Here is a 26,621-nt window from a genome sequence, read left to right on the forward strand (position 1 = left end):
GCCTGTCGTGAAACGACCACGGCTAAATCTCCGGGCGGTAGCGTGACTGACTTTCATAAAAATCAAACAGGGAACGATATGCCATTCACCGAAGACACACGAGTAAAAATACCCTCTATTTTGCACCTTATCCGATTGGGCTATGAATACCTCTCCCTCAAAGGTGCCAGTTGGGATATCGACACCAATATTTTCCCTGAAATCTTCAATGAATCCATCGCCCGCATAAACCCGGATATGGATCAAGGCGATGTAAACCGCTTTCTGGACGAGGTAAAACTAACCCTCGACTATGAAGACCTGGGCGAGGCTTTCTACGAAAAATTGCTGGAACGTTCAGGCAACAAGCTGATCGACTTCACAAACTTCGATAACAATAGCTTCCATGTCGTCACCGAGCTTACCTGTAAAAATGGCGACGATGAGTTCCGCCCGGACATCACTCTGCTCATCAACGGAATGCCCCTGGTCTTTATCGAGGTCAAGAAGCCTAATAACCGTGAGGGCGTCCTGGCCGAACGAGACCGCATCAACGTTCGCTCGCAAAATAAAAAATTTCGCCGTTTTATGAACCTGACTCAGTTCATGATCTTCTCCAACAATATGAAGTATGACGATGATTCTCCGGAGCCGATTCAGGGCGCTTTCTATGCCAGCCCGTCTTACCATAAGCCGGTGTTCAACTATTTTCGGGAAGAGAAAGAGTTTGACCTGAACTACATGCTTCGTAATGTCAGTGATGAGACTGAGCTGGCTGTTCTTAAAGATAACAACCAGGAAGTCATTCGCAATAACCCGGACTTCATCAGCAACAAAGAGCCCGGCACACCCACCAATCACATTTGTACATCACTGCTTAGCCGGGATCGACTAAAGTTCATCCTGCAATACGCCCTTGCCTATGTCCATGAACACGACGGTGTTCAGAAGCATATCATGCGCTACCCACAAATTTTCGCCACCAAAGCGATTAAGCAAAAACTGGACGAAGGCAACAAGAAAGGCATCATCTGGCACACTCAGGGCAGTGGTAAAACAGCACTGACCTATTACAACGTCAAGTTCCTGACCGACTATTATCAGCGCCAGAGCATAGTCCCAAAATTCTACTTTATCGTAGACAGGCTCGACCTGCTGACACAAGCAAAGCGTGAGTTCAACAAACGGAGACTGAAGGTTCACACCATCAACTCACGGGATGAGTTCAGTAAAGATATCAAAGCCACCAAGGTCATTCATAACGACAGCGGCAAGCCCGAAATCACCGTCGTCAATATCCAGAAGTTCAAGGATGACCCAAGCGTCGTACAAACCAAAGACTACAACGTCGATATCCAGCGAGTGTACTTTCTGGATGAAGTGCATCGCAGCTACAACCCGAACGGTAGCTTCCTCGCCAATCTGGATGAGTCCGACCGGAACGCTATTAAAATCGGCCTGACCGGAACCCCGCTGTTGGGTTCAGATTACAATTCCAGGTCGCTGTTCGGTGGCTACATCCACAAGTACTACTACAACGCCTCCATTGCCGACGGTTACACCCTGCGCCTGATTCGTGAAGAAATTGCTACGAATTATAAAGAGTCCATGCAAAAAGCATTAAAAGATATCAAAGTACAGCAGGGCAACATCAAGAAAGAGGATGTTTATGCGCATCCTACTTTTGTCGAGCCAATGCTTAAATACATTATTACTGACTTTAAAAGAAGCCGTGGCGCCGCAAATGATTCCTCTATTGGAGGCATGGTCATCTGTGATAGTTCGAAGCAGGCTAAGGAACTATTTAAACAGTTCAATGAGTTCTATGCCGAAAAGCCAGAGGACAAGGAAGCTAATTTAAAGAAAGCTGGAATTAGCCACAGCGAGAAGCAGAAATACGACAACAAAGTCAAAACTGCACATTTAATCCTGCACGATGTGGGCACCAAAGATGAACGCAAAGAATGGGTTGAGGAATTCAAGGCAGGCAAAATCGACTTCCTTTTCGTTTACAACATGCTGCTCACCGGCTTCGATTCCAAGCGCCTGAAAAAACTGTATCTGGGCAGGCAAATTCGCCAACACAACCTGCTACAGGCATTAACACGGGTCAACCGTACCTACAAAGACTTCCGCTATGGCTATGTGGTGGATTTTGCGGATATCAGTGAAGAGTTCAAAGCCACCAACGAAGCCTACTTCAAAGAGCTGCAATCCGAGCTGGGCGATGAAATGGCCCATTACTCCAACCTCTTCAAGTCTCAGGAAGAGATCAAACAGGAGATTGAGTACGTCAAGGATGTGCTGTTCAAATTCGAGACCAAAAACCCGGAAACCTTCTCCCGGCAAATCAGCGAAATGCAGAACCGGGAAGATGTACTGGCGCTGAAAAAAGCACTGGCCGACGCCAAAAGCCTGTACAACGTCATTCGCATGCAGGGCAACTACGAGATGTTGAGCTACCTGGATTTCCCGATGCTCAACAAGCTCTACCGAATGGCCACCGAGCGACTGGAACTGCTCAACCTAAAGGTCAACATCGAAAAAGGCGACGACACCACCAATCTGCTCAATGTGGCGCTGGAAGAGGTAATTTTCGAGTTCGTCAAAATCGGTGAGGAAGAGCTCAAACTGGCGGATGAACTAAAAGACACCCTGCGTAAAACCCGTGAAGTTCTGAACAGCAACTTTGACCAGCAAGACCCGAAATTCATCACCCTGAAGGAAGAGCTGGAAAGACTGTTCAAAAAGAAAAACCTCAACGAAGTGACTCAGGAAGAGATGAACAAGAACATCACCGCCCTGAACAAAATTCATGACCGGATCAAAGAGTTGAACCGGGAGAACAACCTGCTGCGCCAGAAGTACAACGGCGACCGCAAGTACACCCGCATCCATAAGCGCCTTAATGAGCAAGCAACAGAAAACCCTGAGCTCTCAGCCACCGAGCGCAACATTTTTGAAGCCCTGATGGGCGTGAAACAGCAAGCCGATGACATCGTGCTGAACAACAGCGACCTGCTGGAAAACGACAGTTACTTTCAGCGCACCATGCAGCCCCATGTTATCCGGCAGTTCAAAACTGAACACCATATCAAACTGAACCCTGACGCAGCACGACACATCAACCAGCTGATCGTCAACGAATACCTGAATGAATACAACGGAGTCAGCGCGTGGTAGAACTCGCTTTTCAGCAACAAACCCAGGAACTGATTGATGGCCTGAAGGGCATCTGTGCCAGCTACGGTCTGGGCAATGACGGCAATGAATTCAAAATCATTACCCAGACCTTTCTGTACAAATTCCTGAACGACAAATTTGCCTATGAAGCCAAGCGCATAGACCCCACCCTTGCCCAGGCCGAAAAATGGGAAGAGCAGCTGGCCGCCCTGTCAGAAGACGAGCTGGAAATGCTGCAAATGCAGATGGACGGTGACACCGCCGAACTTAAGCCCGCCCACTTTATTGCTCACCTGTTCAGCCAGCAGAACCAGCCCGAGTTCGCCAAACTGTTCGACGACACCCTGATTGATATCGCCATTACCAACAACGACGTATTTTCGGTAAAGACCGACGGCGGTGCCAAGTTGGAGCTGTTTGACCGGGTCAGCGAATTTATTGCCGATCCCAGCAAGCGGGATAACTTCTGCAAGGCCATTATCAACAAACTGGTTGAATTCAGCTTTGAGCGGATTTTCACCCAGAAGTACGACTTCTACGCCACCATCTTTGAATACCTGATCAAGGACTACAACAGCAACAGCGGCGGCAAATACGCCGAATACTACACGCCCCATGCGGTCGCCCGGATTATGGCGTCGATTCTGGTACCCAAAGCCCAGCAGGGCAAGGTGAAAAACGTCAGCGTTTACGACCCGTCCGCCGGTTCCGGCACCCTGTTGATGAACGTTGCCCACGCCATTGGTGAAAAACGCTGCTCTATTTTCACACAGGATATTTCCCAGAAATCCTCCAACCTGTTGCGGCTGAACCTGATCCTGAACAACCTGGTGCATTCCATTCCCAATGTGATCCAGGGTAACACCATGCTGCACCCTTACCATAAGGAAGATAATGACCTGCGGCAGTTTGATTACATTGTCTCCAATCCGCCATTTAAAATGGACTTCAGCGATTTTCGGGATGAACTGGATGACAATAGCAACGATAAGCGATTCTTTGCTGGCATTCCTAAAGTACCAGCCAAGAAAAAGGAAGGCATGGCGATTTACCAGCTGTTCCTGCAACACATCATCCACTCCCTGAAACCCAGCGGCAAAGCGGCTGTAGTTGTGCCTACCGGCTTTATCACAGCACAGTCCGGTATCGACCCAAAGATTCGCAAGCATCTGGTGGACAACAAAATGCTGGCAGGCGTTGTCTCCATGCCGAGCAATATTTTTGCGACCACCGGCACCAATGTCTCCATTCTATTTATTGACGCTTCCAATAAAGGCAAGGTGGCATTGATTGATGCTTCTAACCTTGGTCAAAAAGTGAAGGAAGGCAAAAACCAGAAGACCGTTCTGTCCCATAAGGAAGAGCAGTTTATTATTGAAGTGTTTAATGGTCAGGATGTGGAGGAGGATTTTTCGGTCGCAGTCAGTTATGAAGAGATTGCTGCCAAGAATTACTCGCTGAGTGCCGGACAATATTTTGAAGTAAAGATTGAGTATGTGGATATTACGGCGGAGCAGTTTGCTGAGAAGATGAAAGGATTCAGCGATAATCTGACTAGACTGTTTGATCAGTCTCGAAAACTAGAGCAAGAAATTGAGATGAAGTTGGCAGGAGTAAAGTATGACAGATTGGCATAATCATACGATAGATAAACTTGTCCGGAACAATATACTTGCCCCACCCATGGATGGAAACCATGGTGAAATCCACCCGAAAAGTAGCGATTTTACTGATTGTGGAATACCTTTTGTAATGGCTTCAGACATATACAACGGGGTTATTAACTTCAATGACTGCAAATATATAAAGAAAGAGCAAGCTGATCGGCTAAGAAAAGGTTTTGCTAAAGAGGGTGATGTGTTGCTTACACATAAAGCCTCTATTGGGAGGACAGCGATTGTACCAAAAACTAATTTCCCGTACATTATGCTGACGCCACAAGTGACATATTATAGAGTGCTTGATAAAACAGTACTTGATAATAAATTTTTAAAATATTATTTCGATTTTGCACCATTTCAAGAAACCTTAGGGCTTTTGGCTGGTTCGGGTTCAACCCGGGCATATTTAGGAATTATGGGACAGAGAAATCTCAGCATTAGAATTCCTAAAATAAAAGTGCAAAGGGAAATTGCTGAAATCCTTTCAGTTATTGATGCCAAAATCGAACTCAACAACCGTATAAACACCGAACTGGAAGCCATGGCAAAAACCCTGTACGACTACTGGTTTGTACAGTTTGATTTCCCCGATGCCAACGGCAAGCCCTACAAATCCTCTGGCGGGAAGATGGTTTATAACGAGGTGTTGAAGCGGGAGATTCCGGAGGGATGGGATAACGGGTCACTTTGGAGTATTGCGAAATATTTTAATGGGCTCGCAATGCAAAAATACCGACCTAAAGGCGATGACTATCTCCCCGTCATTAAAATCCGTGAAATGAGTGATGGTATAACTGGCAAGTCGGAAAAGGCATGTCCAAACATACCTTCGAATGCCGTAGTTTCAGATGGTGACATCCTATTTTCATGGTCTGCTACTCTCGATGTGAAAATTTGGTCTCAAGGCAAAGGTGCTTTGAATCAGCACATTTTTAAAGTTACTTCAGATAATTTCCCAAAAGTTTTTTACTACTTTGAGCTACTAAATTACCTGTCTCACTTTAAAATGATCGCTGAAAAAAGAAAAACAACAATGGGACATATAACACTTGACCACTTGAAACAGGCAAACATTTGTATCCCACCTATGTATTTGCTCGAAAAGATACAAGATAAAATATCTCCTATTTTTGAAAAGCATCTTATCCTTGAAAAAGAAAATAGAAAATTAGCAGAACTCCGAGACTGGCTCCTCCCCATGCTAATGAACGGCCAGGTCACCGTTAACCCCACCACCGAAAACCCTTAGCCAATAGCAGCCCAGCCGGGCTGCTTCCTGCCTACATTCTGCCTTCAAAACACGCCTGCTTTACGATAGGGTGAGCACCCCACAGCCCGACAACGGCTAATGCCCGGAGCGTTAACCCATAAACACTCGCAGCCCGAACCAGACCAATGACCCTGAAACTCACCAAAACCGTCACCGAATTTTTAAAGGGAAAGCCCGATCAGCCTCACACCGCAAGGCAAATAGCGGAATGGATTTATCAAAACAAACCCGCCGAATGTGCGGCTAAAAAAGCCAAAAGCCAGTCCGCAACCAGTGACCAGGAACTGATCACGCAGATAGTGGCTGAAATTGGCTCGCAGTACCCAAGGCTGAAACAGCGTGTTCCCCAGATCAAAACCACCCAGGGCAAACCTCGCAAATACTATTTCACCGAAAAGTCAGACGACGTTGAAATTTCAGAGGCCGAATCCGTAACATCTGCAAGCGGTTCTGAAGCATCGCTCAATGAGCATCAGCTCTATCCATTACTGTCTGACTACCTCTGGAGCCAGCACCACCTTTACTCAAAGCGCATAGACGAGAAAAAGTCTTCCAACAAAAAAGGCACCAATGGCAACAAGTGGCTTTACCCGGATATTGTCGCCATGGAAAATCTCAGCCACGACTGGCATCCCGAAGTCCGTGACTGTGTGGGCGTTTATGGAGACAGCCGCACACGGTTATGGTCATTCGAGGTAAAGCTCAAGCTGAATACCTCGAACGTCCGGCAGTCGTTCTTTCAAGCAGTATCCAACTCCTCCTGGGCGAACGCCGGATATTTAGTGGCCGCCGATATTATTGGGGATGACACACTCAAAGAGCTGCGGATGCTCTATGCCCTTCACGGCATTGGACTGATCCGTCTGGATGTTGAAAACCCGGCGGACAGTGAAATCCTGATCCCCGCTCGGGAGCGAAGCGACGTGGACTGGAACACCTGTAGCCGCCTCGCAAGTGAGAACAAGGACTTTCTAGACTATATCCGCCTGATCCGCCAGTTTCACCAGACCGGGGATATTCATAAGAAGTATTGGGATATCTTTTCATAAGCTCATTTCTGCTCAAATCAAGCATTCCCCGCCTTGTCCGCTAACAAAGTAAGCATGACAGAATCGGGTAAGCATGGATGAGTCAGAATTTAAGAGACATCGCCAGCGAGGTGGCTGGGGAAATTTACAATCATAAACTTCCAGATACAGCGGATGAATTTCTTGACTTGCTGGAGCCCATTTCAGAAAACAGCTTCAAACTTTTAACTTGTTTCAATAACTGTAAAAACCTTGATGAGGTCTTTAAAGCCTTTTCAGAACAGCACATATCTGTTTCCGGGTCATATATCGAGGAAAGTATTTTTGAATTAGGTTGCTACGGTGATGAATTTACACAGGCTAAACCCCCAACATCCATTGAACCCGATTGGTTTGTTGTTGAAATGAATGACGAATCTCTGCGCACTTTCAGATATTTTGAAACAATCCCTGAAGCCCTTGAATTTACCATGCAAATGATTGCGATAAGTAAAATGGGATACGTTGTCGACTGCAAAGACTACGACTTTGACTGGAAATCTGAAATACAACATCAGCTTGCTATTGCATACGCTATTATTCAATGGCATACGCTGGGAGGAAATCAAAAATACTGTATTGATTTTATTCTGAAAACTTTTTGTAATGAAGGTGTTGTCCGATTCAAAACTGTTCGTGAATACATTTTGGAAAATCTGATAATTGAGTCAGGTTTCAATAAAATTCTTTATGATTATCAGGCTGAATTCTATGAATTACCTTGTTTTTATGATTTGGATCAGCCCGAACGATGGAAGTGGTTTTTACCTCACCTTCCAGATGTGAGGCACCGCTAAACCTCCGCCTCAAACTGCGCCTGACGCAGCCCCCTTCACAGTGATGACGGAGCCATACCGGAGCCGAGCCTGACAGGCTCCGTTGCCGTTATTGACCGTGATGATGGCCACAATACGAGCGTCTTCGGGGATCAATGACTTGAACTTGAGGATATCAGAATTACTCCTCTGTAAAATCAAGTATTCCCTTCCTTGTCCGTTAATACGTAAAGTTGTCGAACAGGGAAGGTGAGTCTTGAAAAGCCCCATGCGGTTCATCAAATCCACTCTGGAATACCGTCACATCACCGAGCTTGATATCGTCCCGAAGCAGCTTCGAGGCATCTACGCCCTATACCAAAAACGGGGCAAATCCTACGATCTCGTTTACATCGGTATGTCCGGCAAAGGTGCCAATGGAAAAATTCGCAAGCGGCTGCTTTCTCACAAGAGAAAACGGGTCAGTGACTGGACTCACTTCTCCTATTATGAGGTGTGGGACAATATCACTGATTCTGAAATTCAGGAGCTGGAAGGACTGTTCCGACAGCTTTACCGCTTCGATGACAGAAGCAATGCCCTGAATATACAGCAAAGCCATAAACCGTTAGTCAAAGTGCGCAGAGAGACAGAGAAAGAGCTTGGGCTGAAAAGCATTACCAGGAAATCATTAGGACTGTGACCTGTTTTAAATCAAACGTAGGTAATAAAAATAACCGATAGCGAGTGATTCTGGTTAATACTCGCTTTCGTATTACTACGGCTGAAACTAATACTCAAAATAACGGTCTATTTATTCAGGTATTGACTATGAAAGGATTGTCAGTCGATGAGTACAGACCCTGTAAAATATAAAACCGGTAATGAAAAAACCTATGCCCTCCTTCTATCAGAAGCCCATGAATCAGATGATTTTATAAGATTTATGCTTGGGTTAAGGGAAGCCTATGAACTTGAGCAAATCATCGTAAAGCAGGCTGAAATCCAGCTATTTCAGTTAAGCAGTGGGGATACTCTTGTATTGCCCAGTTTCAGAGACTTAGGCTGTTCAGAGGAAGACCTGTGGCCCATCGTAATTCAGCTTTATCAGCAAGGTGTTATCCTTGTCGTCCTTGATATTGGTTTCAACTCATCTGGATGCAAGGGCGATTTGGTAATGGATACGGTCATTGGTGCTGTTGAATCGCAACGAAATTACTTTTCACACTAATAATCTCACACCTCCACCTCATACTGCGCCAACTCCGGCGCAGCCCCCTTCACTTCCCCGCCCTGCACAAACGCCTTTTCCCCTACCCCTACCGTTTCACCTTTAACCACCACTACCGTTCCATCCCGAAGCGTTCCAATACTGGTTCCATTCCCATTGTTAGCTGTGATCGTGATGATGGTTCTGGCTCCTTCCGGGAGCAATGACTTGAATTGTTGCCAGATATTGGTTGTGGCCATGCTTTTCTCTTTATTCGATTGTCTGGAACCAGGAGTCATGCAACTCAAGCGAGCTTATAAAACAGCAAGTGCTTTCCCGACAAAAGCATTGCATCTCCATCTCGATATGGTGAGGCTTTGCAGCTGTCAGCAACAGCCGGACATCTTGCACTTTATGCCCCGGTAAATCTGACCGGACGTCATAACTTCGTATTTTAATGCCTCCGATGGTAACGCCTCCCTGTACGGCATGCCATGCGTCCAGCAGTCTTTGCAGGGTTGCCGGGACAAATGACACCCTGAATAAACCGGGCAGATCACTGTCTTCATTAACATCGCCATGTATGGAGATATTGGTAAAATCCAGATCCCGACAGTATTCCTGCCTGACTTGCCGTTGATCCTTGAGTTGATACATTGGGAGCGTCCTTGAGTGGGTATTGGCAACAACTAATACTTTAGTCTAATAATGCCTTTCCAACTCCAGCCTCTGCGTCACCTTCCCACCTGAAGCCCCTATGCTGGTCGCCAGACACAAGGCTCGCCAGTTGTTATTCGTCCCGTTCAGGAGTGAGTCCCGCACTTCTACCAGCTGCCCAGGCTCCACCAGTCCCGGTGCGGTGTTGCTGTCGGTCAGTGGGATCTCGATGGTGGTGATGCTCTGGTTTCCCCCTTTGGCCAGCTCATTGCGGCCTCGCTCGGTGTTGACCTGGGTTTCTGTCAGCCAGTCTTCCAGAATGTCGGGGGCGGGTTCGTCACCTGCCGACCCTTGCCGCTTCACGTTGACGGCGACTCCCGCATGGGTGCCTGAAACATAAACAGCGTTGTACTCCGGCTCGGGTCGCCAGCTGGCATTGAGGCTGATCATCAGGCTGGCGGGTATGATTTTATCCATAGTGGCATCGTTCCACTTCCAGGGGCTGGCTGGGTAGCGGGGCTGGATGTTGAGGGTGTCGCTGTCCCTGGCTGGAATAATCACCGACCCTGCGGTGCTGGTCAGCCGGGCGATGACTTTCATGGGCGTTTCGTTCTGGTAGCTGAAGCTGCCACCGGGGATTATCCAGTCCGGTGTGCTGTAGCTGTTCAGGCTTGGGTATTGGGCTGTGAAGCCGGTATTGCTGAGTTCTTCGCTGATAGCCTGCTTTGCATTGATGTTGCTGGCGCTGCTTTTACTCCGCTGCGGCGCATAAGGGGCTGCGAGCAGTTGCGTCCGGCTGGTGCCGTAAATGCTGTATTGCTCCTGCCCAAACTGGCGACGGCTGGTGTAACGCTCCACCATAAAGACCCACTTCCAGCCATTGATATCGACCTCGATCTGCTTGGTTCCATTTTCGTCAGGCTCTACCAGAGCCAGGCTGCTGGCTCCCCAAAGCTCACCAGTGAGCTCCCAGCTGAAGCTGTCGATGTCGAGGCTGATCTCCAGGTCTTTCAGCTCGATGGGCGTTCTGTCTGGCAGGATGACGACGCTGATGGTGTTCATAAGCAGATAGCTCTCCCTGATATCTGGCTGCTTCGGTTGCGGCTTCTTTGGGTCTTCAGGCTGGGTTTCGCCGCCATACTTGCCGGTGTAGTCGTTGTCTTTTTGTTTGCGGCCTTCGCCCCAGGGGATGATAACCGGCTCGTCCTGAGTTCGGTTGCTGCTGTAGGTGGAACGCTGCCGGGTGTCCCTTGGCTGAATGGCGGTGTTTGGCTCAATGGCTCCAAACCGGAACCAGGCAGCAGGAGTTCCTGATGCTGAGTAGAGGCTCTCCTGAAAGACAAAGCTGATGGGTGGTTGTGGCAGGACATAGGCAGCTGGCTTGCGGCTGGTGCTGTTGTATAAATCAACAGACTGGAACAGGGAGGCGTTGTCATTGTCTTTTTCCGGGGCTTGCTTCCAGTCGTCGATTCGGGTCAGCTCTTTTGCCTGAATGCTCTGATCCCACCCTGAAGCTCTGTGCTCATCGGCTGCCGGAGGCTGCGTCCATCTCCCCTCGCTGTTGTTCCTTTTTTGGGGTGCTGTGCCATGACTAATAACCAGCTGCTGTTCCAGTTCAGGCACCTTGCCCCAGAGTACCCCGAATGGCGAGGGATTCAGAGGGTTCCCCTGCTGACTACTTTGGGTGCGTAACGTTTCAATCGGCACAGTGTTTCCGAAGCGGCTTTGCTGTGTTCGTTCACTGGTGAGGGCTGTTTGCCAGAGCGCCTGCTGGCTGATCATTAATCCGGGAGGCGGTGCAAAGGCAATAGCGACCGAGCCATCAAAGTTCGCTACGGCTGCTGTGCTTCTCACATAAGGTGTGCCGGAGAATTCAAAGTCGACGCTGCCTTGAGGTGGCGGGTAAGGCATCAGCTGGTTTCCACGGTCAAGGCTCCGTGGCACAGTGGGCGGTTATAAGCCATTGCCCGGAGGGTGACATCGTTAATGGTGCGGGTGTGATTGGTGCCGGTATCGACCCACCAGTCCGGTTCACTGCCCGGCAGGGTGCCTGCTTTTTCGACCCGGTAAACATAACCATTGGGTGTGGTAGGGTGGATGATCTCGTTGAGCTCAACGCTGGCACTGGCGGTGAATGGTCGTCCATAGTCGTCGATGGCCAGCACAAAGGTATCGCCGCCATCGGTCAGTACACCGAGAGAGTAGGCTCCGGTTTGGCTGTCACTGGTAGCATTGCCTGTTACTGCCCAGGTTCCGTCCGGTTTGTTCTCCACGGCGACCAGTGTCCGGGCGACAGGTTGGGGCTGGTTATCAATGACCTGTTCCACCTTGCCGGTAATGGTTCCCGGATCGCCTGTGGGAGCGCTGCCGCCTTTAGTGCTGATGGCAAAGTCATAAACGACGGTATCATCGGATTTAACCGCTTTGGTGCCAAAAGGTTTATTTTCCACAAAGATCAAAAAACTAAACGACAACGTGGCTAAAAAACCGGGAAGAAAAAAGGCATTGATTGTTCCATCATTAATCCGGGTGGAGAAGATATAACCCAGTTTTCCTTCGACAATAAGAGTCGCTTTACCTGCAAACGGTATCCCATCCACCATCAGCTTTGCTTTCACACCGGGGTACAGCGACCGAAGATCAGTGTTCAGTGGCTGGTAGGTATCTGTGAACATTACCAGTCTCCCGACGTTTGGATATAAGCGGTCATGGGGTAATTGTTGTTTCTGTTCCCTTTGTACGTCGTTCCCCGGTAAGTGATGCCATCAATGGTTAATGGCTTCAGAAAGTTTAATTTTGAGTTGCTGTCATTCTGGTACAGCCAGGGGAATATATTGAATACACCTCGCAGCCTGAACATGAATTTTTGCTCAATCAGCAAAAACCAGGGAATCCTTGCAATGGCATTCTGCTCAAAGGCTGAGACTTCTGTGGTTGGGAAACCGTTCTTTGCATTCAGATTGTTGTGTTGATTTTGCATCGTACAGCAGACCACTGTCTGGTCATCTTCCGACCAGCTTATACCGGGCAGTGAGGTCATCACTCTTGGATAGGTGCTGCTGATTACTGCTTGATGGGCATTAGCTAATGTTCCTGCGTAAGTCCCCCCTGATGTGGATGCGCTCAACAAGCCTTTTACCATAGACGGTGCCAGCAAAGCCCAGCCTCTGGGGATGGTCAGATTCATAGTGTCAACATCGCCAACATAAAGCGTCAGTGGATATCTTATATGGGCGCTGCCTGATGATTGATTTTCAAGCCCCCCTGCATGAAGAAACAAGATCAGCGTTCTCTCATCACCCACCGCTTTCCATACTCTTGGTGTATATCCCCAATAACAGGCAGCATAGGCACTGTAACCTTCATAGGCTTCTGGCGATGTGACATTTTCTGCGATTTGCAGGCGAAAGGCTGACCCATTGGCGGGATTGGTTTCCACCAGTAAATACATATCCTCCTGTGAGGCGGATTTATTTTTATAAACCGTCCGGTCACTGCCTGCTACGGCTGACGTCATTTCTTTCGTCCAGCCCAGGCCGGGCTTGCTTCCATAGCCGTTGACCAGAATGGCATCGAAAATTTCAATAATGGTTGATGTGGTTCCACTGTAGGTAAACTGTGGAGCGCCTGCATCCTCCGAGTCGTAGTAGGTAACCGCCATCAGTCTGCATCCCCCCGAATCTGTAAAGTAAACTTGTCGTCTGTCTCTGTCCCTTGCCCTGACAGAACCGTCCGGCAGATCCACACCGGAGCCAGGCAGCCATCGGTGTTAAATCGCACCACATTACCGGGCGACCAGCCAACGCCCCAGCCATCGGCCAGAATGCTGAAGTAAGGTGTTCCAGTCTCCGGGTTAATGGGGGCGGTATTGGTTCCCGTAGTGCCGGTGTCGATGATCCCCAGCTTTTCCTCTACCACCGTAAAGGCGGTGCCTGATGTGAAGATAATCGCCCACTTGCCATGGATGGAGCCCTTGTTGGCGACCTGTATCGGGTAGTTGACGGTGTTGTACTTGGCAGTGGTATTGTCTTCGTTGCGCTCATCCGTCCAGTTGGGGTTGCCGCTGTCCCACACCTTCTGACTGAAAAAACTGTGAACCCTGGCCTGCAAATCCCCATAGACGACGGCACTGCTGATGGTGGTTTCTCCCGCAGGCAAGTCCCAAGGCACAGGAGCGATAATTGAAAGTTCCCCGTTAATCTGGGCATCGCTGACCACGCTCATATGTTCGACCCGGTCAGTTATTTTGAAGGGGGCGGTCAGGCTTTCCCCGCCAGCATTCTGAAGCAGCAATGGATCGGCAAAGGTTAATTTACCGGCTGGTTTGTCGGCAGTGTACTGTGCCGGATCGAGGAGTTTGCCTGCGCTGTCTTCAACAACAATCTCGGCTTGATGATCCCTTGTCAGGACAAAGTTTTGCCCAGCGGTTGGGGTTCCGGCATCGGTTTCTTTCTTATGGCTGATCACCACAATATCCCCCGGACGGTAAATTGGCACCCTGCCATCTGCCGGAAGGCGAACCGGGTCAAGACCGATCAGGTCAGCGTCCATTGGCAGGCTGGTTTCTATAACGCAGTTGTAGCGGACGCTCTGGGGGATTATTTGAATAGGATCAGTTCCGTCTGTAAAGAACACCTCGCACCAGCCAGTGGTTGCGTCAAACTTACCCTCTACCTCACTGGTGTTGATGTTGCCATTGAAGTCGGCTGTGGCAGTGATGATGTCAGCGTTGCTTGCCCGGACTGCGGTCAGCTGCAGGCTGCCAGCCCTTACGGGTGCGCCGGGTGTACGGAAGGCGACACTGTTCGTCTTAAAGTCGGCTGAAAAGGTAGCCGCTGCGGTCAGGGTGGCAGTGCTGACTGTCCCGGACGGATAGACGGCCAGTGTCGCCACACCGCCCGTGTAATCAATGGTTCCCACCTGCGTTCCGGCATTGGTTTCAGTGCTGATGTTTTTATACAGCAGCCCGTCCCGGTCAAAGTAAGACTCCCCATTCCAGTCAAAGATCAGGCTGCCCGGCAGCAGAGGCTCATCAATCAGGGGTAACAGGTCGATGGTGAGTTCCGGTGAACCCAGGGATTCGGTATTGGGCAGGTGACTTAAACTGTTGCCCTGGGCTTTGCTGGTGACAGTGCTGCCGGGGAACGCTTCGGTTTTGGTGACGTTGGCAGAAGACAAACGATGACTGGTGCGGGTTATAGTCTCTCCCCAGCTGGTGAACGAGTGGGTGGTGGAGTAGGCGTTGTATTTCCTTATAGAGTAATTCTCCGTTGCCTGAATCGTAAACTCGCCGGTTTGGTAGTCGATGGTTCCTGTGCCGTTTTGCCAGCCTCCGTTGCCGTTATCATTGAACGACTTGTTCCTGTTATAGGTGCTGGAGTATTCAGCAAAGCCCTGACTTCTGCCGTTATGACTGACCGACTCCCGTTCCACTGCAAACTGAACCTGCACCGATCCGGGCAGCAGTGGCGCTCCGCTGATAGTGCCGGTCATCAGCCCCGCTGAATCTATAGTGACGTCTACCTGCCCACCGGCTACTGCACCTTCCTGGTATTCGATCTCGATCTCGGTGCCATTGTCAGGAACGGCGTTTAAGACAAAGCCCAGCTCCCCGCTGGCGTAATACACACTGCCTGAACCATCGCCGTTTAATAAGCCATTGCCCTGATCGGTCAGGGTTTTATTTTGCCCACTGGCGAGATAGCGAATGGTGACGCTGCCCGGCTTGATGCCCGGCTTTTCAGTGGTGTGACGAAAAGCAAACCGTTCTACCGGCAGAGAGCCGGTTCGCCGGGTAATTTCTTCGTCGCCCTGGGTGATATAGCTGAACACCAGCTTGCTGTCCGGGTCTGGCACTGCATCGAAGGTGACCGCCACGCTGCCCGTACTGAAATCGATATTGCCCTTGCCGGAACCGTCCATTTGCCCGTTGCCCGGATCGCTGACATCCTGCCACTTGCCCAGTGCTATGTAGCTGATCACCAGTGTTCCGGGTTTGGGCTTGGCTTCAGCAAAGTTGAAGGTGTAATTAAAGCCCCGGTTCTGGGAAGACACATCTTCTGTACCGCTGATGGCAGAACCGACGACGGCAGCCGCAGGCTGGTAAGTAACGGACGCTGTACTGGTATACTTGCCGCTGTTGCGATAGGCGTTGATCTCACCATTTTCATAGTCGATGGTAATGCTGGAGAAGTTATTGGTGCCGCTGCTGTGTACCAGGCTGCCTTTCCGGTTATCCACAAAAGTGCCACCATCCATGGTGAGGGTGATGGTTCCTGGCAAGGCTCCGGTCTGCAAAAACGCACGACTCTGGCTGCCGGTGAGATGGACAAACTTCGGACTGACATTTCTAACGCCAGCAGCCGTGGCCACCATCCGTTTAGCGGTATAACCGCCATACTGATCCACCACCGGGCTTTCCACCCTGGCACTGGGAACCAGTGGCGCATAGAGGCTATCTACCCGGACGCTCAGGTCGCCCTTGCTGATAGTGGCACTGGCAGGCTTGATGCCGTAATAGCGGGAGGCATCGGCTATCTGCGTCCCTTGCACCAGTGTCTTTTCCCGAAGCAGTTCGTTTCCACGTACCTGCATCTGAGTACCTCCAGGGGTAGGTACACCTCCGGGGAAGGTATAGGAGAGGGGTGCGCTGATCTCCATATCAATACGCCGTCGTTCAAAATCCATAAAGGTGCTATCGCCGTACTGGTAGGTGAACACCTCCATGCGACTTTCCACCTTAGTCAAACGCACATACTGTTCCGCTTTGGTGACCGGATCATAAAGGCGGTAAACCTCGCCCACCTCCGGCAGTCTGCTTTCTTCCCGCTGGATACCTGCAATGCTGCGCTGGCCTTCAGTCTGGTCGCCCAGCAGTTCAAAGCTGGCAGTGGTGCCTGGCACCACATAAGCTTCGATACGGTTCCGGGCATTCTTGCGCTCGTCGGTCTGGTCATCGGTATTAAACAGAAGAACACTGACGTTTTGATCTTTGGGTGGTTCGGTCAGGATCAGGTGGCTGCCCAGATAAGCATCATTATTATCGGTGCTGATGCCCACGTAGGCTTTCCGCAGAGCCACATCGCCAATGGTGCGGTCTATCCTTGATATGTCCTGAAACAGGTTATTGATGTTGCCGTCAATGACTTCGGTTCCGGTTGCCCGACCACCGCCGTCTTCCTCGTCGCTGAGGCGCTGGCTTTCGAAGAGTTTTACATCGTCGTTGTTGATGGCCATGACGCTTCCTTTTATTCAGGCGAAAAAAAACCGCCCAAAGGCGGTTGTTATTTGATGTTCGTTATTCAGTATTCATCAGGTAAAGTGGCGGGAATTTTTTTGCCTGTGACAAAGGCTTTGCATTTTAACCAGAATAGTTTGCGCCGCTTTTCCCGCTGTTCCTGCTTATAGCGTTTCGCACTTTCTTGCTCAACTTTTGCTATCAGTTGCTGGCGATCAGCAATATAAGAGTCTGAAATATCAATCATCTTTATCAACTTACCCTGCTCAAAAACACACTGGTAAACCGACTCAAATTCAACCGCAGGTGCAAAACCATGATTGCCTCGGCCTAAGTTGCCATGCCAGTCCTTACCCAGCTCAACTTCGCCTGAGTACTTCAAAGGTAACCAAACATCATTGTAGTGGTGTCCGAAATAAAGTTCTCCTTGCTGATCAAGTGCTACAACACCGTTTATTAGGGGCGCAGGTTGGTTAAATGGCAGGCCGATGGTAAGACTTTTCAAAAAGAGCTGGTCGTTCTTACACACGACACTGCTTATATACCCCTTCAAACAGCAGCTGGAAAAAAATTTAGGCTCTATTCCCAGTGAGCGAGGATCAAAAAGAGAACCGGACGAACTGCCGATAATTGTGTAGCTCTCATCATCAATAACCAGCCCACTAGAAATTTGTGCTGTCACTGCTTTTTCCTCTTATTATGTCCTGCTCCTTATGATGCCACAGTCAATAAGCGAATAGACAGGTTGTACTGATAGTTGTCGTCCGGGTAAGCGAAGGGAAGCACTTGTCGGGCTTGAATCGGTGAGCCATTGCTACGGTCAAAAATAACCGGAAAGGTTCGGCTGTCAGAAAGCGTTAGTGTCATTACCTTATTCGGTGTCTGGCTGGCCTGTAGCAGAGCTTCAACCGTTGAGCGAGGCACCCAGCCCGATTCCTCATTGCCGGACAGTTCAATAGGACGCCCATGCTTGAGGCTTTGTTCCTGAACCAGTAATGATCCGGTCAGGCTTCGCTCTGTCGTCTGTTCGACAGGGTTCCAGTCGAATTCGTTGACCCACAACAGATCATCCGGCAGTTCTATATCATCCAGCGTCATCACACTGACCTCAATCCTGCATTCTTTAATGCTTCCAGAAACTTCGCTTCATCACTGCTATTGATGCCCACTTTGATATTACCGCCCGGGTACTCCAATCGGATCACTTTTTCACTACTGCGCCACTCTCTTTTTGGCGGTGGTGGGGCTGACAGGGACTTAAACTCCCGCTGTCGTTCTTCCAGTTTGTCCTGCTGGATTTGCCTGCGGCGTTCGCTGTAAATCTGGTTATTGAGGCTAAGGGCTTGCTGAATATTGCTGACTGACTGGGCATTTCCATCCTGCTGAGCTTCTTGTAACTGGCTTTGCAGGTCACGATTCCTGCTCTCAAAGCGTCGTCTTTCGATAGATTCCTGCTTGCCCTGGAGCTGATCCAGTTCGTCCTGCATACTTTCCAGCGTACTGCGGGTGCTGTTGCCCAGCTGCTCCATACTGTCTTCAGCCTGATCGATGGCATCCGTCAGGCGGTCAAGGTCTTGATGGTTAAGCAAGTCCAGAGAGTGTGCAGCGGATTGTCCGGCATAAGCGAGATTTTGGGCGGTCAGGGTACCGTCTTCATAACCGGATAGCAGCGACTCCAGCGTGACTTTCTGCTGTAAAAACTGGGCTTTCACATAAGCGGCATTGGCTGCGGTATCCGACAACCAGCTACCAATTCCGGTGGGATCAAAACCGCTGGTGACATTAGCAAGCCGACCCGCTTCTTCCTTCGCTTCTTTGAGCTGATGCTTTAACTGACCTAACTGGTCAAGGGTATCGCTGGTGTCAATTTGGGTGGCACCCTGCATGGCCAGAAAAGCGTCTTCTGCCTGTGCGCTCAGGGCGTGGAGTTCGGCGGTGGTTCGGTTGAAGACCCCTGCCAGGCCGGAACCGGTGGTTTTTAGTTTGTCGTTATTGCGGGTTATTTCAGTATTGAGATCGCCTATCTCTTTGCCCAGTAATTGAGCAACCTGTGTCACTTCCTGAAGCTTTTGTTTAACCCGTTCCAGTGCTTCAGTGTATTGATCCTGCGTCAGCGTGCCGTTGCTGTAGGCTTCGGCCAGTGCCACGCCAAGGTCAGCCAGCTCAGTGCGGGTTTCGGCAGCGTCTATTTGTTTCAGGGCATCGGCAGCATCGGCAAAGGCGGACTGTGCGGCCTTTGCGACTTCTTTAACGGCGGGTTTGACCTGTTGGTAATTATCCAGCAGCTGGTCAATAGTCTTTTTGTTATGCTGCCGGACTTTCTGCTGGGACTGTTCGTTATTTCGGGCAAGACTGTCGCCTATATCCGATAAGGCCGCATTGACATCGGAAGCGTCCTGCTTGACCTTCGCTGCGAAGTCATTGCTCATGGCATCCAGCGTGGCGGTAATGGCTGCGGTTTTTGCGGCCATTTCATCGGCATTGACCGCTTTAAACAGGCTGGACAAACCGCTGGTAATGGAAGCAAAGGTCGCAGCCACCACAGCACCAAAACCGTTCACTCCCACCATAAAGCCATTAAAGAACAGTTTGACGGTGGAGCCGGTTAACTCAAAGGCTGACCGGGCATCGCTCAATGCGGTGCTGACTGTACGAAAACCGTCTTTTATCCCAGAAACAAACCCTTCAATGGTGACACCGGAGAGCGATGCCTTGATACTCTCCGCCATGCTGATAAAGCCATCGCTGATGGATTGTGTCACAGCAGCCAGTTTGCCGTTGTCCGTTAATTCCTGAATGCTGACGGCAAAGCTTTTTAACTGACCTTTGACGTAATCCAGCCAGCCGGAATCAGCAATTAATCCTTTAAACTTCAGCCACTCATCGGACATATTCGCCATCAAGCCCGACAGCAGGCTCATGTTAGCGGCAGCAGCCCCTTCGCTGGATTTGCCGATCTCTTCAATCAGTAGCCTGATGGTGTCCCGACCCAGCTTCCCAGCACTGGATAGTTTCTGTAACTCCTGAGTATTCTTGCCCGTTACCTTTTCCAGCAAACTCCAGACCGGAACGCCACGCTCAACCAGCTGTAAAATTTCCTCACCTTGCAGCTTTTGCTTCGCCCACGCCTGACCCAGGGCAAGAGTCATCCCATTCAGGCGTTCCATCCCGCCGCCGAGTTTGGAGGTTTGATCCACAATCGCCTGTAACGTGCCATCCATAGGATCAAGCCCGAAGTTTTTCAGGGCAGTAAAGGAATCAGCAACTTGCTGTAACTCCAGTGGGGTTTTAGAGGTGAAGTCCTTGATCCACTCAACTGCCCGGTTGCCTTCTTCGATGCTGCCCATAATGGCAGCTAACTGAACTTCCAGCCGTTCAAACTGATCCCCGGCACTCAGAACGCCCTGCATGGCTCGCTTGATGGCGTACAGACCAGCACCTGCGGATACCAATGCCGTGAATCGACCTGCCAACCCGTTAATGCCTTTTGAGGCGAGGCTGGCATCACTGGCCACCTTCTTAAACGGGTTACGTCGTAAAGTGCGGTTGGCCTGTTGGCTTTTCGCTGTTAGCTTTTGGTAGGCCGCTGATGTTTGTTTCAGCTCTCTTTGAATCTTGTTTTGTTGCTCTGCAATTTTTCGGTTGGATAATCCGGCTTTCTCCAGAGAACCACGCAGCTCGGCTAATTTCCCCCGCTGTTTTTGATAGGCCTGGTTTGCCGCAATGACCGACTTCCGGGCATTATCCAGTGACCTACGCATGGCTTTGGTGGGCTTGGCAGTCTTTTGATATTCCCGAGCTAACTGCTCGACCTTCTGTTCAGCCTGCTTATACGCCTGCCCTGATGCCTGAACTGCCTTTTTCTGCTGCTGAAAAGCCGATAGCAACTTGTCCTGTTGTTCAAGGGTGCTAAGTTGTTGTTTCAGCTCATGGGTTTTATAGCGTAGCTTTTCCAGCGATTTAGCCGATTGCTGAACTGGGCCAGAGAGGGTGTCTCTCGCCTTGAGTACTAACCGTAAGGCGGATTCTTTAACTGATCCCATAGTGAGCCTTAATTTTTAGCGATGGAGGGATGGTAATGCTGACAGCGGAACAGATTCATTATTTAGATGCTTTTATGTTTATTCTCTCTGAACAGGGCGAGCTATTTATGGATGTATTTATGAACCTGGTTTATGGAAACTACGAATTTGATTGCTGGGTTCTCGAAATTTTTAGCAGTTGCGACCTGGAACTTGCCATTCAAATCATTACTTCAGCGACCGAAAGATACATAGAACACAACACCATCCCACTGAACCTATAACTCATGTCGCCAGATCGATCTGCATAAACGGACTCAACCCGTTCCCACTAATACTCGGGTCTGCCAGCACATCAATCTGCAAGCTGAGGCTGGCAAAATCATCCGAGATAAAGCCAAGGTTCTGGGCTGGCGAGAACTTCACCCGATGCACCCGGATATTAAAGGGCAAGCCTTCCTGGGCATCGTTCAGCCCTTCCATAAACAGCACAAATTCACGACCACTTTCCACTAATGCCTGCACCATATTAGAGGCAATAGGCGTGTAACTGACTTTTACGCCTTTGTTATCAATACTGCTGTTCACCAGCACCTTGATACCGGATTTTGCTAACTCATAATCCACTCCCGCCACCAGTTCGGTATCTGTACTGTCTTTGACGGTGACTGATTGCTTCAAGTCCGGCAGATGGTTGAAAGGAATCAGTTCGTCTTCCACACCGTGACTGGGTAACAGTTCATCGGTGATTGGAGTTGTGGTGGCTACGGTGACACTACCCCGCAGGGCAAGGGAGATATTCGAGGCAGTAAAGTCATTAGCGACAATGCTTGCCGTAACACTGGACACCCGGCTGAGTACATTGCGGTTGCCACCGCCACCCAGGTAATTTTTCAGCTCTTTACGGTCTTCTTCAAAGCTGAAGGTAAACTCGCTGACGTTGCCAATAGGCAACAGTGGTGCTGACTGGTCGTAGGGTTGCAGGTGGATTGAACCGGCACCGATGAAACTGCGGTCGATTGTGGACATAGGAAGTCTCCTGTTGTTTTTTTTGTTGGAATGCTCGTCGGGATAGGGTTTTGGAATGATTTAGAAGACGGCTTCAAGGTTTACAGACATATCCGCAAACGAAAGCTGTCCATTGTTGGGAGCGATATCAAACTGAGTCTCTGAAAAGCTGATTTTCCGGACACCTTCAAAACTAGCGTGAATGAGCAGTGACCGGATCATTCGGGCAATGGTCATCAGCTGGTAAGTGGTATCAGGCTGCGTCCGGTAAACGCCGCTGACCGTTAATTCCAGCCGATACTTTGCCCGTTTACCCTGTCGTTCCAGTTCCCGGATACTGTCCAGCTGTACCAGAATGGCTGGGGGCTCTATCTCTGGAAGGTCAGCGATGGAATAGCCAAGCAATACCGGAAAACGACTCTCTTCCAGTTTGGTGAGCAGGGCTTTTATGATCTGTTCATCGGGATTCGATGTTGAAAGCATAGTTCAGCTCTTGTTGTAGCAATGTTGAAAACCGTTCAAGCAGTAATGGTTCCATGTTTGCAAGCGCCGTTTCTGCCTGTTGATAGATGGGAAGGGACTGTTTTTCGATGGGCAAGCCGATCCACATCAATCGCCCTGATTTTCTTGACCGCTGTTGTCTATGCTTCCAGTTAGCTGCCCGCTTGAACACCATGGCTTTCGGAGCGTTGACTGGCTGAAACAGAAACGCTCCCTGCCAGAAATGCTTGCCGGTTCGAACTCCTGCTCTGGTCTGTCGGGGAGTACCCAGTTTATGAGCCGGAATATCAAAGATGCCCAGCCACACCACCAGTTCATACTCCCCTGTATCCCGGTTGGTGGCTTTTTTCAGAGTTGCCCGAACCCTGCCCAGCTCTTTTATTAGTTTTGCGGTGACCCCAACCTGTCGGGATACCTCCCTTAAAACATTACGCTCGGCAAATTTCGCCAGCTTGCCTAATGCCCGTTTGGTGGCTTTGGAGACTTTATCGGGTGAGCCTTTTAACCCAGCGATCAGCGGGTCAATCTCACCCTCCAGATCAAGGTAGATATTCATAAAGCGTCCATGTTGTTAACTGACCGTCGTCCTGTATTTTCCGGTCAATAACCCATGCCTGATCGATGATATATCCCCGTTTAACCGGCTCGCTGCTGGTTAACAGCAAAACATTCAGGCTTTGAAGAGTGTTCTCAAATTGCCCGGTGGGAATCAGCTCTTTTTTGAACATGCCCTTGGTTGTGAAGGATTCACCATCAGGATTGCTGACCGTAATAGATTGCCCGAACACTGCTAAGCATTGCTGATGCAGGGCTGCAAACTGATCTGTCATGGTTAGGGTTCCCAATGCGGGATGATGAGATAGCGGGATGGTGAGAAAGTGGGCAAGCCCAAAGGCTCGCCCGGCCATTTACGACATTTTCAGTTTAATAACGGCTCTTGGACGCAGGTTGATGGGCAGCGGGTTAGACTGGGTATGAATCTGGATACCCTTGTCAAAATCCAGAGGCTTCTGCTTGGCATAACGAGGCAGGCCAATGGTATTCACGGTTTCCACAAAGTCAGCGGGAGCAAACCATGTACGGAAAATGCCAGTGCCTTCCGGGTAAAGGTAGGCTTCATCGGCCGCGATAAATTCCTTGTCTTCAACACTGCCCCGGTACTCTTCCCAGTGAATATTGCCAAACTGGAAGCCACTGCGAACATCATCACGGAGCATGGCACCGTCCTGATAACGCTCATAGGCTTTTTCGACCTTTTCATGCCCAACCAGTGAATCGAAGAAGTCAGCACCGCACAATGCCCGCAGGCCGGTATACATTTCTGCCCCTAATGCCTTTTCCACCTTACGCCGCACCTTGACGGATTCGCCTCGAACATCGGTGGTGGCATCACTGAACTTGAAGGTATGGGATTGCTGGCTGACAGCAAATTCATCAAACAGGTTATCCTAAATTCAGCAGTTGAACGCCACTGAGCCATGCCATTAGGAATAGCTTCTCACGGTTCTGAGCAGCGTTTTTTTAAGTCATTAGCCCGATCGAATTAATGGTTGCATCGTAATAACCTGCCCTTTTTTCAAAAATTTTGAGACCGCTTTCGTTAAAATACGACACCATGCGTTAATTGGATTCAACTGCGGTGCGATACTTTTGATTGAATCAAAAAAATCACACAGTTCACTTTGTAATTTCGCAATTTTATACATCCATCGATGCTGGCTTGTCAGCTTTATTTTCTTTTGGTTGCCAGAGTGGGTCAGCTTGCCAATTGAACTCATTAATAAGGGACGGCTGGTAATTGATTCTTTATGGGAGTCCGGATTACTCAATCGAACGTATAGCGTCCACCAGTTGTAAACCAAGGCAACCATTCGGGCCAGCATTCGACATCTTGCCATATCTTTTGTTACATAACCGCCCCAGCCCCATTGGTTTTTGATTTCATCAAAGTTATTTTCACAGTCAGCCCTATTGCGATAATGATTAATGATCGAGACTATATCATTATCAAGAGATGTGACCAGAACCGAATACTCGTAAGCTTTTATATTTTCTGGCTCTTCTATTAATGCTAACGTTTGTTGACGTTCTTTTATTCCTTTTTCCAACATCGGTATTTCATTTTCAGGACGCCGTCTTCGAACAATAATTATGCGTCTTTCTTTTTTCCAACCTGACAGTTTAATTACGGATTCTTTTCCCTCCCAATGGTTGTCGTATTTTACCCATCCTCCGCTACAGTGTGCATTCCCTATGGCTTTCTTAACGTTGTCGTGCTTCTTCATTTTAAAAAGATAATGACAACCAGCATCTTCCAATTCGCTCATTACCCGGTCACTTCCCCAATCACAATCACCACGAACAAATTCAGGCCAGCAGCGTTTTGGAAGTCGATTTAATAGCTCCATTAAACCGGGTAAAGAGTATTTACTTTGACTTTGATTTCCGGGTCTGACTTCAACCTCCAGTATTAATTTAAGATTAGCCATCATATATGAGTGGTAAGTATGAGAGGGTCTCCCTTTCTTATGTGGGTTATAGCCATTAACCGCTCCTTCCTGATGCCCATAAATGGTTTTCACGGTAACATCAACATCCATAATCCATGGAATGGTTAATAACGGATCAAAACAGAGATGGAGGTGTTTTTGCATCCATTCAACGCCTTCATCTTCGTCAATCTTCTTTAAACCACGCCTGGCAGAATCATCGCTGACAATTTTTTTCATCCCGAGCAACTGAGCGTTTACTTTATCACCAATAATTGTTCCGATATGCGCATAGCGTTTATGTCCTGAAAGAATGGAAAGCATTAATGAGCCAATCACATCCACTTTTTGAGGGGCGTTTGGGCTTTTATAAGTTAGTGGGCAATCGTTAATCCAGGGTTCAAATCGGTGACCTGTTTTTAAAAACTGTATAAAAAAAGGAAGCTGTCCCATTGGGGTGACCGATGCTTCAGGCTCCCACTCGACATGAATTTTACCGTCGAAAGAATCGACTTCGAGTTTGACGGATAAGGGATCTTTTTTCATTTCAGACAACTCACCCTTTGGGGGAGTGGGTTTTGGTGGTCGAACCATCTTCGAGCCCTCAATATTGTTGAGGGTTAGAGTTTAGCTCAGGGGTTAACCGCTGAATTTAGGGTTATACAACACAGTGCTGCCATCAGCGTCGTAGATAATGCCTTTCAATGCCCCGATCCGAAGATGCTCCAGAGTGACTTCATGGCTGCCATTCATCTGCATCAGTCGTTCATTGACCACCGCCTGAACACCCTTGAGGCTGTCTTCACTGCCGAACTCCCGCACGTTCTGAACTTCATGGGCAAGAATCGTGCTGTCATGGGGAATATGCGGCACGACCAGACTTCTGATCTTGCGCTTTTCGCCCACGGCTTGAGTGGCCGGTGCGCCACGCTCTGAAGTAGGCAACAGGCGCAGGATGCCGTTTTTACTTTCAATCACAGCGGTCGTGGTGGTGATGCCACTTTCCTGAAACAGTCCCAACTCGCCCAGGCGCATGGGCTTGTAGTCCATTTCGTTGATGGTGGCGGTCAGGCTGGTGAGGCTGAAAGCGTCATTGCTGAAAATATCGAGCATGGTGTTATCTCCCTGATAACGGATAGATTGTTGTAAACGTCAATGTCAGTACAACTGGTCAGCTGCGTAAGATAATGTCCAGAGCGGCCAGTTGTTTGATCGCTGCCGCCTTTTCGTCATTGGTGATGCCATCGGGGAAGACCAAAAGGCTTTCAACTACTTCTGCCAGACGGGTAATCACTACTGCCCTGCCAACGTCTGCATCAGTAGTCTTGTCTGCGTACAAAATACCTGCGGCTACCTCAGTGCCATCGCTGGCAGCGGGGTTAAGCCGGGTATAAACGTCAGAGGCATCCTTACCGAGTACGGTTCCGGCTAACAGCGAAACATTGGCAGCCAGAGCGACCTGATCACGGCTGATACTGTTATTGCCTTCGGATACCAGAAACTCGCCGGTATAAACGGATTCAACTTTCTCGCTCATGGGAAAAGTCCTTTTTTATTGAGTTTTGGGAGGGTTATATGGGTT

At 49.2% G+C, this 26,621-nt stretch carries 25 protein-coding genes; 8 read left to right on the forward strand and 17 right to left on the reverse strand.

What is annotated here, in order from left to right:
• Window positions 1-78 precede the first annotated feature (78 nt).
• The 7 genes from NX720_RS25825 (at window position 79) to NX720_RS25855 (ending at window position 9,146) form a co-directional block, all read left to right on the forward strand.
• Window positions 79-3,162 (forward strand): type I restriction endonuclease subunit R, encoded by a 3,084-nt coding sequence (locus NX720_RS25825; protein ID WP_262598482.1) that lies wholly within the window; start codon window positions 79-81, stop codon window positions 3,160-3,162.
• Complete coding sequence (locus NX720_RS25830) at window positions 3,156-4,799, forward strand: HsdM family class I SAM-dependent methyltransferase (protein ID WP_262598483.1); 1,644 nt, start codon at window positions 3,156-3,158, stop codon at window positions 4,797-4,799. The genes NX720_RS25825 and NX720_RS25830 overlap by 7 nt, the downstream gene beginning before the upstream one ends.
• The gene (locus NX720_RS25835) at window positions 4,783-6,072 is read left to right on the forward strand and encodes a restriction endonuclease subunit S (protein ID WP_262598484.1); all 1,290 of its coding nucleotides are present in this window, start codon (window positions 4,783-4,785) and stop codon (window positions 6,070-6,072) included. The genes NX720_RS25830 and NX720_RS25835 overlap by 17 nt, the downstream gene beginning before the upstream one ends.
• 146 nt (window positions 6,073-6,218) lie before the next feature.
• The gene (locus NX720_RS25840; protein ID WP_262598485.1) at window positions 6,219-7,142 is read left to right on the forward strand and encodes a COG2958 family protein; all 924 of its coding nucleotides are present in this window, start codon (window positions 6,219-6,221) and stop codon (window positions 7,140-7,142) included.
• A 77-nt stretch (window positions 7,143-7,219) separates the two neighbouring features.
• Window positions 7,220-7,957 carry a hypothetical protein gene (locus NX720_RS25845; RefSeq protein ID WP_262598486.1) on the forward strand — a complete coding sequence of 246 codons (738 nt, stop codon included), beginning with the start codon at window positions 7,220-7,222 and terminating at the stop codon, window positions 7,955-7,957.
• Between the two features lie 247 nt (window positions 7,958-8,204).
• Complete coding sequence (locus NX720_RS25850; protein WP_262598487.1) at window positions 8,205-8,618, forward strand: GIY-YIG nuclease family protein; 414 nt, start codon at window positions 8,205-8,207, stop codon at window positions 8,616-8,618.
• A 147-nt stretch (window positions 8,619-8,765) separates the two neighbouring features.
• A complete protein-coding gene (locus tag NX720_RS25855) occupies window positions 8,766-9,146 on the forward strand; it encodes a hypothetical protein (protein WP_262598488.1) in 381 nt (126 codons plus the stop codon).
• A gap of 5 nt (window positions 9,147-9,151) precedes the next feature.
• Here NX720_RS25855 and NX720_RS25860 read toward each other — a convergent pair whose 3' ends face one another.
• From NX720_RS25860 to NX720_RS25900, 9 genes are all read right to left on the reverse strand, one after another.
• A complete protein-coding gene (locus NX720_RS25860) occupies window positions 9,152-9,385 on the reverse strand; it encodes a hypothetical protein (RefSeq protein ID WP_262598489.1) in 234 nt (77 codons plus the stop codon).
• Between the two features lie 10 nt (window positions 9,386-9,395).
• Window positions 9,396-9,782 carry a hypothetical protein gene (locus NX720_RS25865; protein WP_262598490.1) on the reverse strand — a complete coding sequence of 129 codons (387 nt, stop codon included), beginning with the start codon at window positions 9,780-9,782 and terminating at the stop codon, window positions 9,396-9,398.
• Window positions 9,783-9,827: 45 nt separating this feature from the next.
• A complete protein-coding gene (locus tag NX720_RS25870; protein ID WP_262598491.1) occupies window positions 9,828-11,693 on the reverse strand; it encodes a hypothetical protein in 1,866 nt (621 codons plus the stop codon).
• Window positions 11,693-12,457 carry a hypothetical protein gene (locus tag NX720_RS25875; RefSeq protein WP_262598492.1) on the reverse strand — a complete coding sequence of 255 codons (765 nt, stop codon included), beginning with the start codon at window positions 12,455-12,457 and terminating at the stop codon, window positions 11,693-11,695. The genes NX720_RS25870 and NX720_RS25875 overlap by 1 nt, the downstream gene beginning before the upstream one ends.
• A complete protein-coding gene (locus tag NX720_RS25880) occupies window positions 12,457-13,443 on the reverse strand; it encodes a hypothetical protein (RefSeq protein WP_262598493.1) in 987 nt (328 codons plus the stop codon). The genes NX720_RS25875 and NX720_RS25880 overlap by 1 nt, the downstream gene beginning before the upstream one ends.
• Window positions 13,443-17,018 (reverse strand): hypothetical protein, encoded by a 3,576-nt coding sequence (locus NX720_RS25885; RefSeq protein ID WP_262598494.1) that lies wholly within the window; start codon window positions 17,016-17,018, stop codon window positions 13,443-13,445. The genes NX720_RS25880 and NX720_RS25885 overlap by 1 nt, the downstream gene beginning before the upstream one ends.
• A gap of 65 nt (window positions 17,019-17,083) precedes the next feature.
• The gene (locus NX720_RS25890) at window positions 17,084-17,701 is read right to left on the reverse strand and encodes a hypothetical protein (protein ID WP_262598495.1); all 618 of its coding nucleotides are present in this window, start codon (window positions 17,699-17,701) and stop codon (window positions 17,084-17,086) included.
• A 29-nt stretch (window positions 17,702-17,730) separates the two neighbouring features.
• A complete protein-coding gene (locus NX720_RS25895) occupies window positions 17,731-18,117 on the reverse strand; it encodes a hypothetical protein (protein WP_262598496.1) in 387 nt (128 codons plus the stop codon).
• Window positions 18,117-21,062, reverse strand: a complete 2,946-nt coding sequence (locus NX720_RS25900; protein ID WP_262598497.1) for a tape measure protein — start codon at window positions 21,060-21,062, stop codon at window positions 18,117-18,119. The genes NX720_RS25895 and NX720_RS25900 overlap by 1 nt, the downstream gene beginning before the upstream one ends.
• A gap of 35 nt (window positions 21,063-21,097) precedes the next feature.
• Between NX720_RS25900 and NX720_RS25905 the strand changes: the two genes are divergently transcribed.
• Window positions 21,098-21,325, forward strand: coding sequence for a hypothetical protein (locus tag NX720_RS25905; protein ID WP_262598498.1), 228 nt, complete (start codon window positions 21,098-21,100; stop codon window positions 21,323-21,325).
• A gap of 1 nt (window position 21,326) precedes the next feature.
• Here NX720_RS25905 and NX720_RS25910 read toward each other — a convergent pair whose 3' ends face one another.
• The 8 genes from NX720_RS25910 to NX720_RS25945 all read right to left on the reverse strand — a co-directional run bounded on the left by NX720_RS25910 (window position 21,327) and on the right by NX720_RS25945 (window position 26,576).
• Window positions 21,327-22,070 carry a phage tail tube protein gene (locus tag NX720_RS25910; RefSeq protein ID WP_262598499.1) on the reverse strand — a complete coding sequence of 248 codons (744 nt, stop codon included), beginning with the start codon at window positions 22,068-22,070 and terminating at the stop codon, window positions 21,327-21,329.
• A 60-nt stretch (window positions 22,071-22,130) separates the two neighbouring features.
• The gene (locus NX720_RS25915; protein WP_262598500.1) at window positions 22,131-22,532 is read right to left on the reverse strand and encodes a hypothetical protein; all 402 of its coding nucleotides are present in this window, start codon (window positions 22,530-22,532) and stop codon (window positions 22,131-22,133) included.
• The gene (locus NX720_RS25920; RefSeq protein WP_262598501.1) at window positions 22,507-23,106 is read right to left on the reverse strand and encodes a phage tail protein; all 600 of its coding nucleotides are present in this window, start codon (window positions 23,104-23,106) and stop codon (window positions 22,507-22,509) included. The genes NX720_RS25915 and NX720_RS25920 overlap by 26 nt, the downstream gene beginning before the upstream one ends.
• Window positions 23,090-23,380, reverse strand: a complete 291-nt coding sequence (locus NX720_RS25925) for a hypothetical protein (protein ID WP_262598502.1) — start codon at window positions 23,378-23,380, stop codon at window positions 23,090-23,092. Before NX720_RS25925 ends, NX720_RS25920 begins: the two co-directional genes overlap by 17 nt.
• Window positions 23,381-23,458: 78 nt before the next feature.
• Window positions 23,459-23,992 (reverse strand): major capsid protein, encoded by a 534-nt coding sequence (locus NX720_RS25930; protein ID WP_262601673.1) that lies wholly within the window; start codon window positions 23,990-23,992, stop codon window positions 23,459-23,461.
• Window positions 23,993-24,079: 87 nt separating this feature from the next.
• Complete coding sequence (locus tag NX720_RS25935; RefSeq protein WP_262596267.1) at window positions 24,080-25,633, reverse strand: transposase; 1,554 nt, start codon at window positions 25,631-25,633, stop codon at window positions 24,080-24,082.
• Between the two features lie 45 nt (window positions 25,634-25,678).
• On the reverse strand, window positions 25,679-26,152 hold the full coding sequence (locus tag NX720_RS25940; protein WP_262598503.1) for a major capsid protein: 474 nt from the start codon (window positions 26,150-26,152) through the stop codon (window positions 25,679-25,681).
• Window positions 26,153-26,210: 58 nt separating this feature from the next.
• Complete coding sequence (locus tag NX720_RS25945; protein WP_262598504.1) at window positions 26,211-26,576, reverse strand: head decoration protein; 366 nt, start codon at window positions 26,574-26,576, stop codon at window positions 26,211-26,213.
• Window positions 26,577-26,621 lie beyond the last annotated feature (45 nt).

Source organism: Endozoicomonas euniceicola, from assembly GCF_025562755.1.
In the GTDB taxonomy this organism is placed as follows: Bacteria; Pseudomonadota; Gammaproteobacteria; order Pseudomonadales; family Endozoicomonadaceae; genus Endozoicomonas_A; species Endozoicomonas_A euniceicola.

Coding starts and splice junctions, on each gene's coding strand:
- NX720_RS25825 (WP_262598482.1), top strand. CDS start 79: ATGCCATTCACCGAAGACACACGAGTAAAAATACCCTCTATTTTGCAC.
- NX720_RS25835 (WP_262598484.1), top strand. CDS start 4,783: ATGACAGATTGGCATAATCATACGATAGATAAACTTGTCCGGAACAAT.
- NX720_RS25840 (WP_262598485.1), top strand. CDS start 6,219: ATGACCCTGAAACTCACCAAAACCGTCACCGAATTTTTAAAGGGAAAG.
- NX720_RS25845 (WP_262598486.1), top strand. CDS start 7,220: ATGAGTCAGAATTTAAGAGACATCGCCAGCGAGGTGGCTGGGGAAATT.
- NX720_RS25850 (WP_262598487.1), top strand. CDS start 8,205: ATGCGGTTCATCAAATCCACTCTGGAATACCGTCACATCACCGAGCTT.
- NX720_RS25855 (WP_262598488.1), top strand. CDS start 8,766: ATGAGTACAGACCCTGTAAAATATAAAACCGGTAATGAAAAAACCTAT.
- NX720_RS25860 (WP_262598489.1), bottom strand. CDS start 9,385: ATGGCCACAACCAATATCTGGCAACAATTCAAGTCATTGCTCCCGGAA.
- NX720_RS25865 (WP_262598490.1), bottom strand. CDS start 9,782: ATGTATCAACTCAAGGATCAACGGCAAGTCAGGCAGGAATACTGTCGG.
- NX720_RS25870 (WP_262598491.1), bottom strand. CDS start 11,693: ATGCCTTACCCGCCACCTCAAGGCAGCGTCGACTTTGAATTCTCCGGC.
- NX720_RS25875 (WP_262598492.1), bottom strand. CDS start 12,457: ATGTTCACAGATACCTACCAGCCACTGAACACTGATCTTCGGTCGCTG.
- NX720_RS25880 (WP_262598493.1), bottom strand. CDS start 13,443: ATGGCGGTTACCTACTACGACTCGGAGGATGCAGGCGCTCCACAGTTT.
- NX720_RS25885 (WP_262598494.1), bottom strand. CDS start 17,018: ATGGCCATCAACAACGACGATGTAAAACTCTTCGAAAGCCAGCGCCTC.
- NX720_RS25895 (WP_262598496.1), bottom strand. CDS start 18,117: ATGACGCTGGATGATATAGAACTGCCGGATGATCTGTTGTGGGTCAAC.
- NX720_RS25900 (WP_262598497.1), bottom strand. CDS start 21,062: ATGGGATCAGTTAAAGAATCCGCCTTACGGTTAGTACTCAAGGCGAGA.
- NX720_RS25905 (WP_262598498.1), top strand. CDS start 21,098: ATGCTGACAGCGGAACAGATTCATTATTTAGATGCTTTTATGTTTATT.
- NX720_RS25910 (WP_262598499.1), bottom strand. CDS start 22,070: ATGTCCACAATCGACCGCAGTTTCATCGGTGCCGGTTCAATCCACCTG.
- NX720_RS25915 (WP_262598500.1), bottom strand. CDS start 22,532: ATGCTTTCAACATCGAATCCCGATGAACAGATCATAAAAGCCCTGCTC.
- NX720_RS25920 (WP_262598501.1), bottom strand. CDS start 23,106: ATGAATATCTACCTTGATCTGGAGGGTGAGATTGACCCGCTGATCGCT.
- NX720_RS25925 (WP_262598502.1), bottom strand. CDS start 23,380: ATGACAGATCAGTTTGCAGCCCTGCATCAGCAATGCTTAGCAGTGTTC.
- NX720_RS25935 (WP_262596267.1), bottom strand. CDS start 25,633: ATGGTTCGACCACCAAAACCCACTCCCCCAAAGGGTGAGTTGTCTGAA.
- NX720_RS25940 (WP_262598503.1), bottom strand. CDS start 26,152: ATGCTCGATATTTTCAGCAATGACGCTTTCAGCCTCACCAGCCTGACC.
- NX720_RS25945 (WP_262598504.1), bottom strand. CDS start 26,576: ATGAGCGAGAAAGTTGAATCCGTTTATACCGGCGAGTTTCTGGTATCC.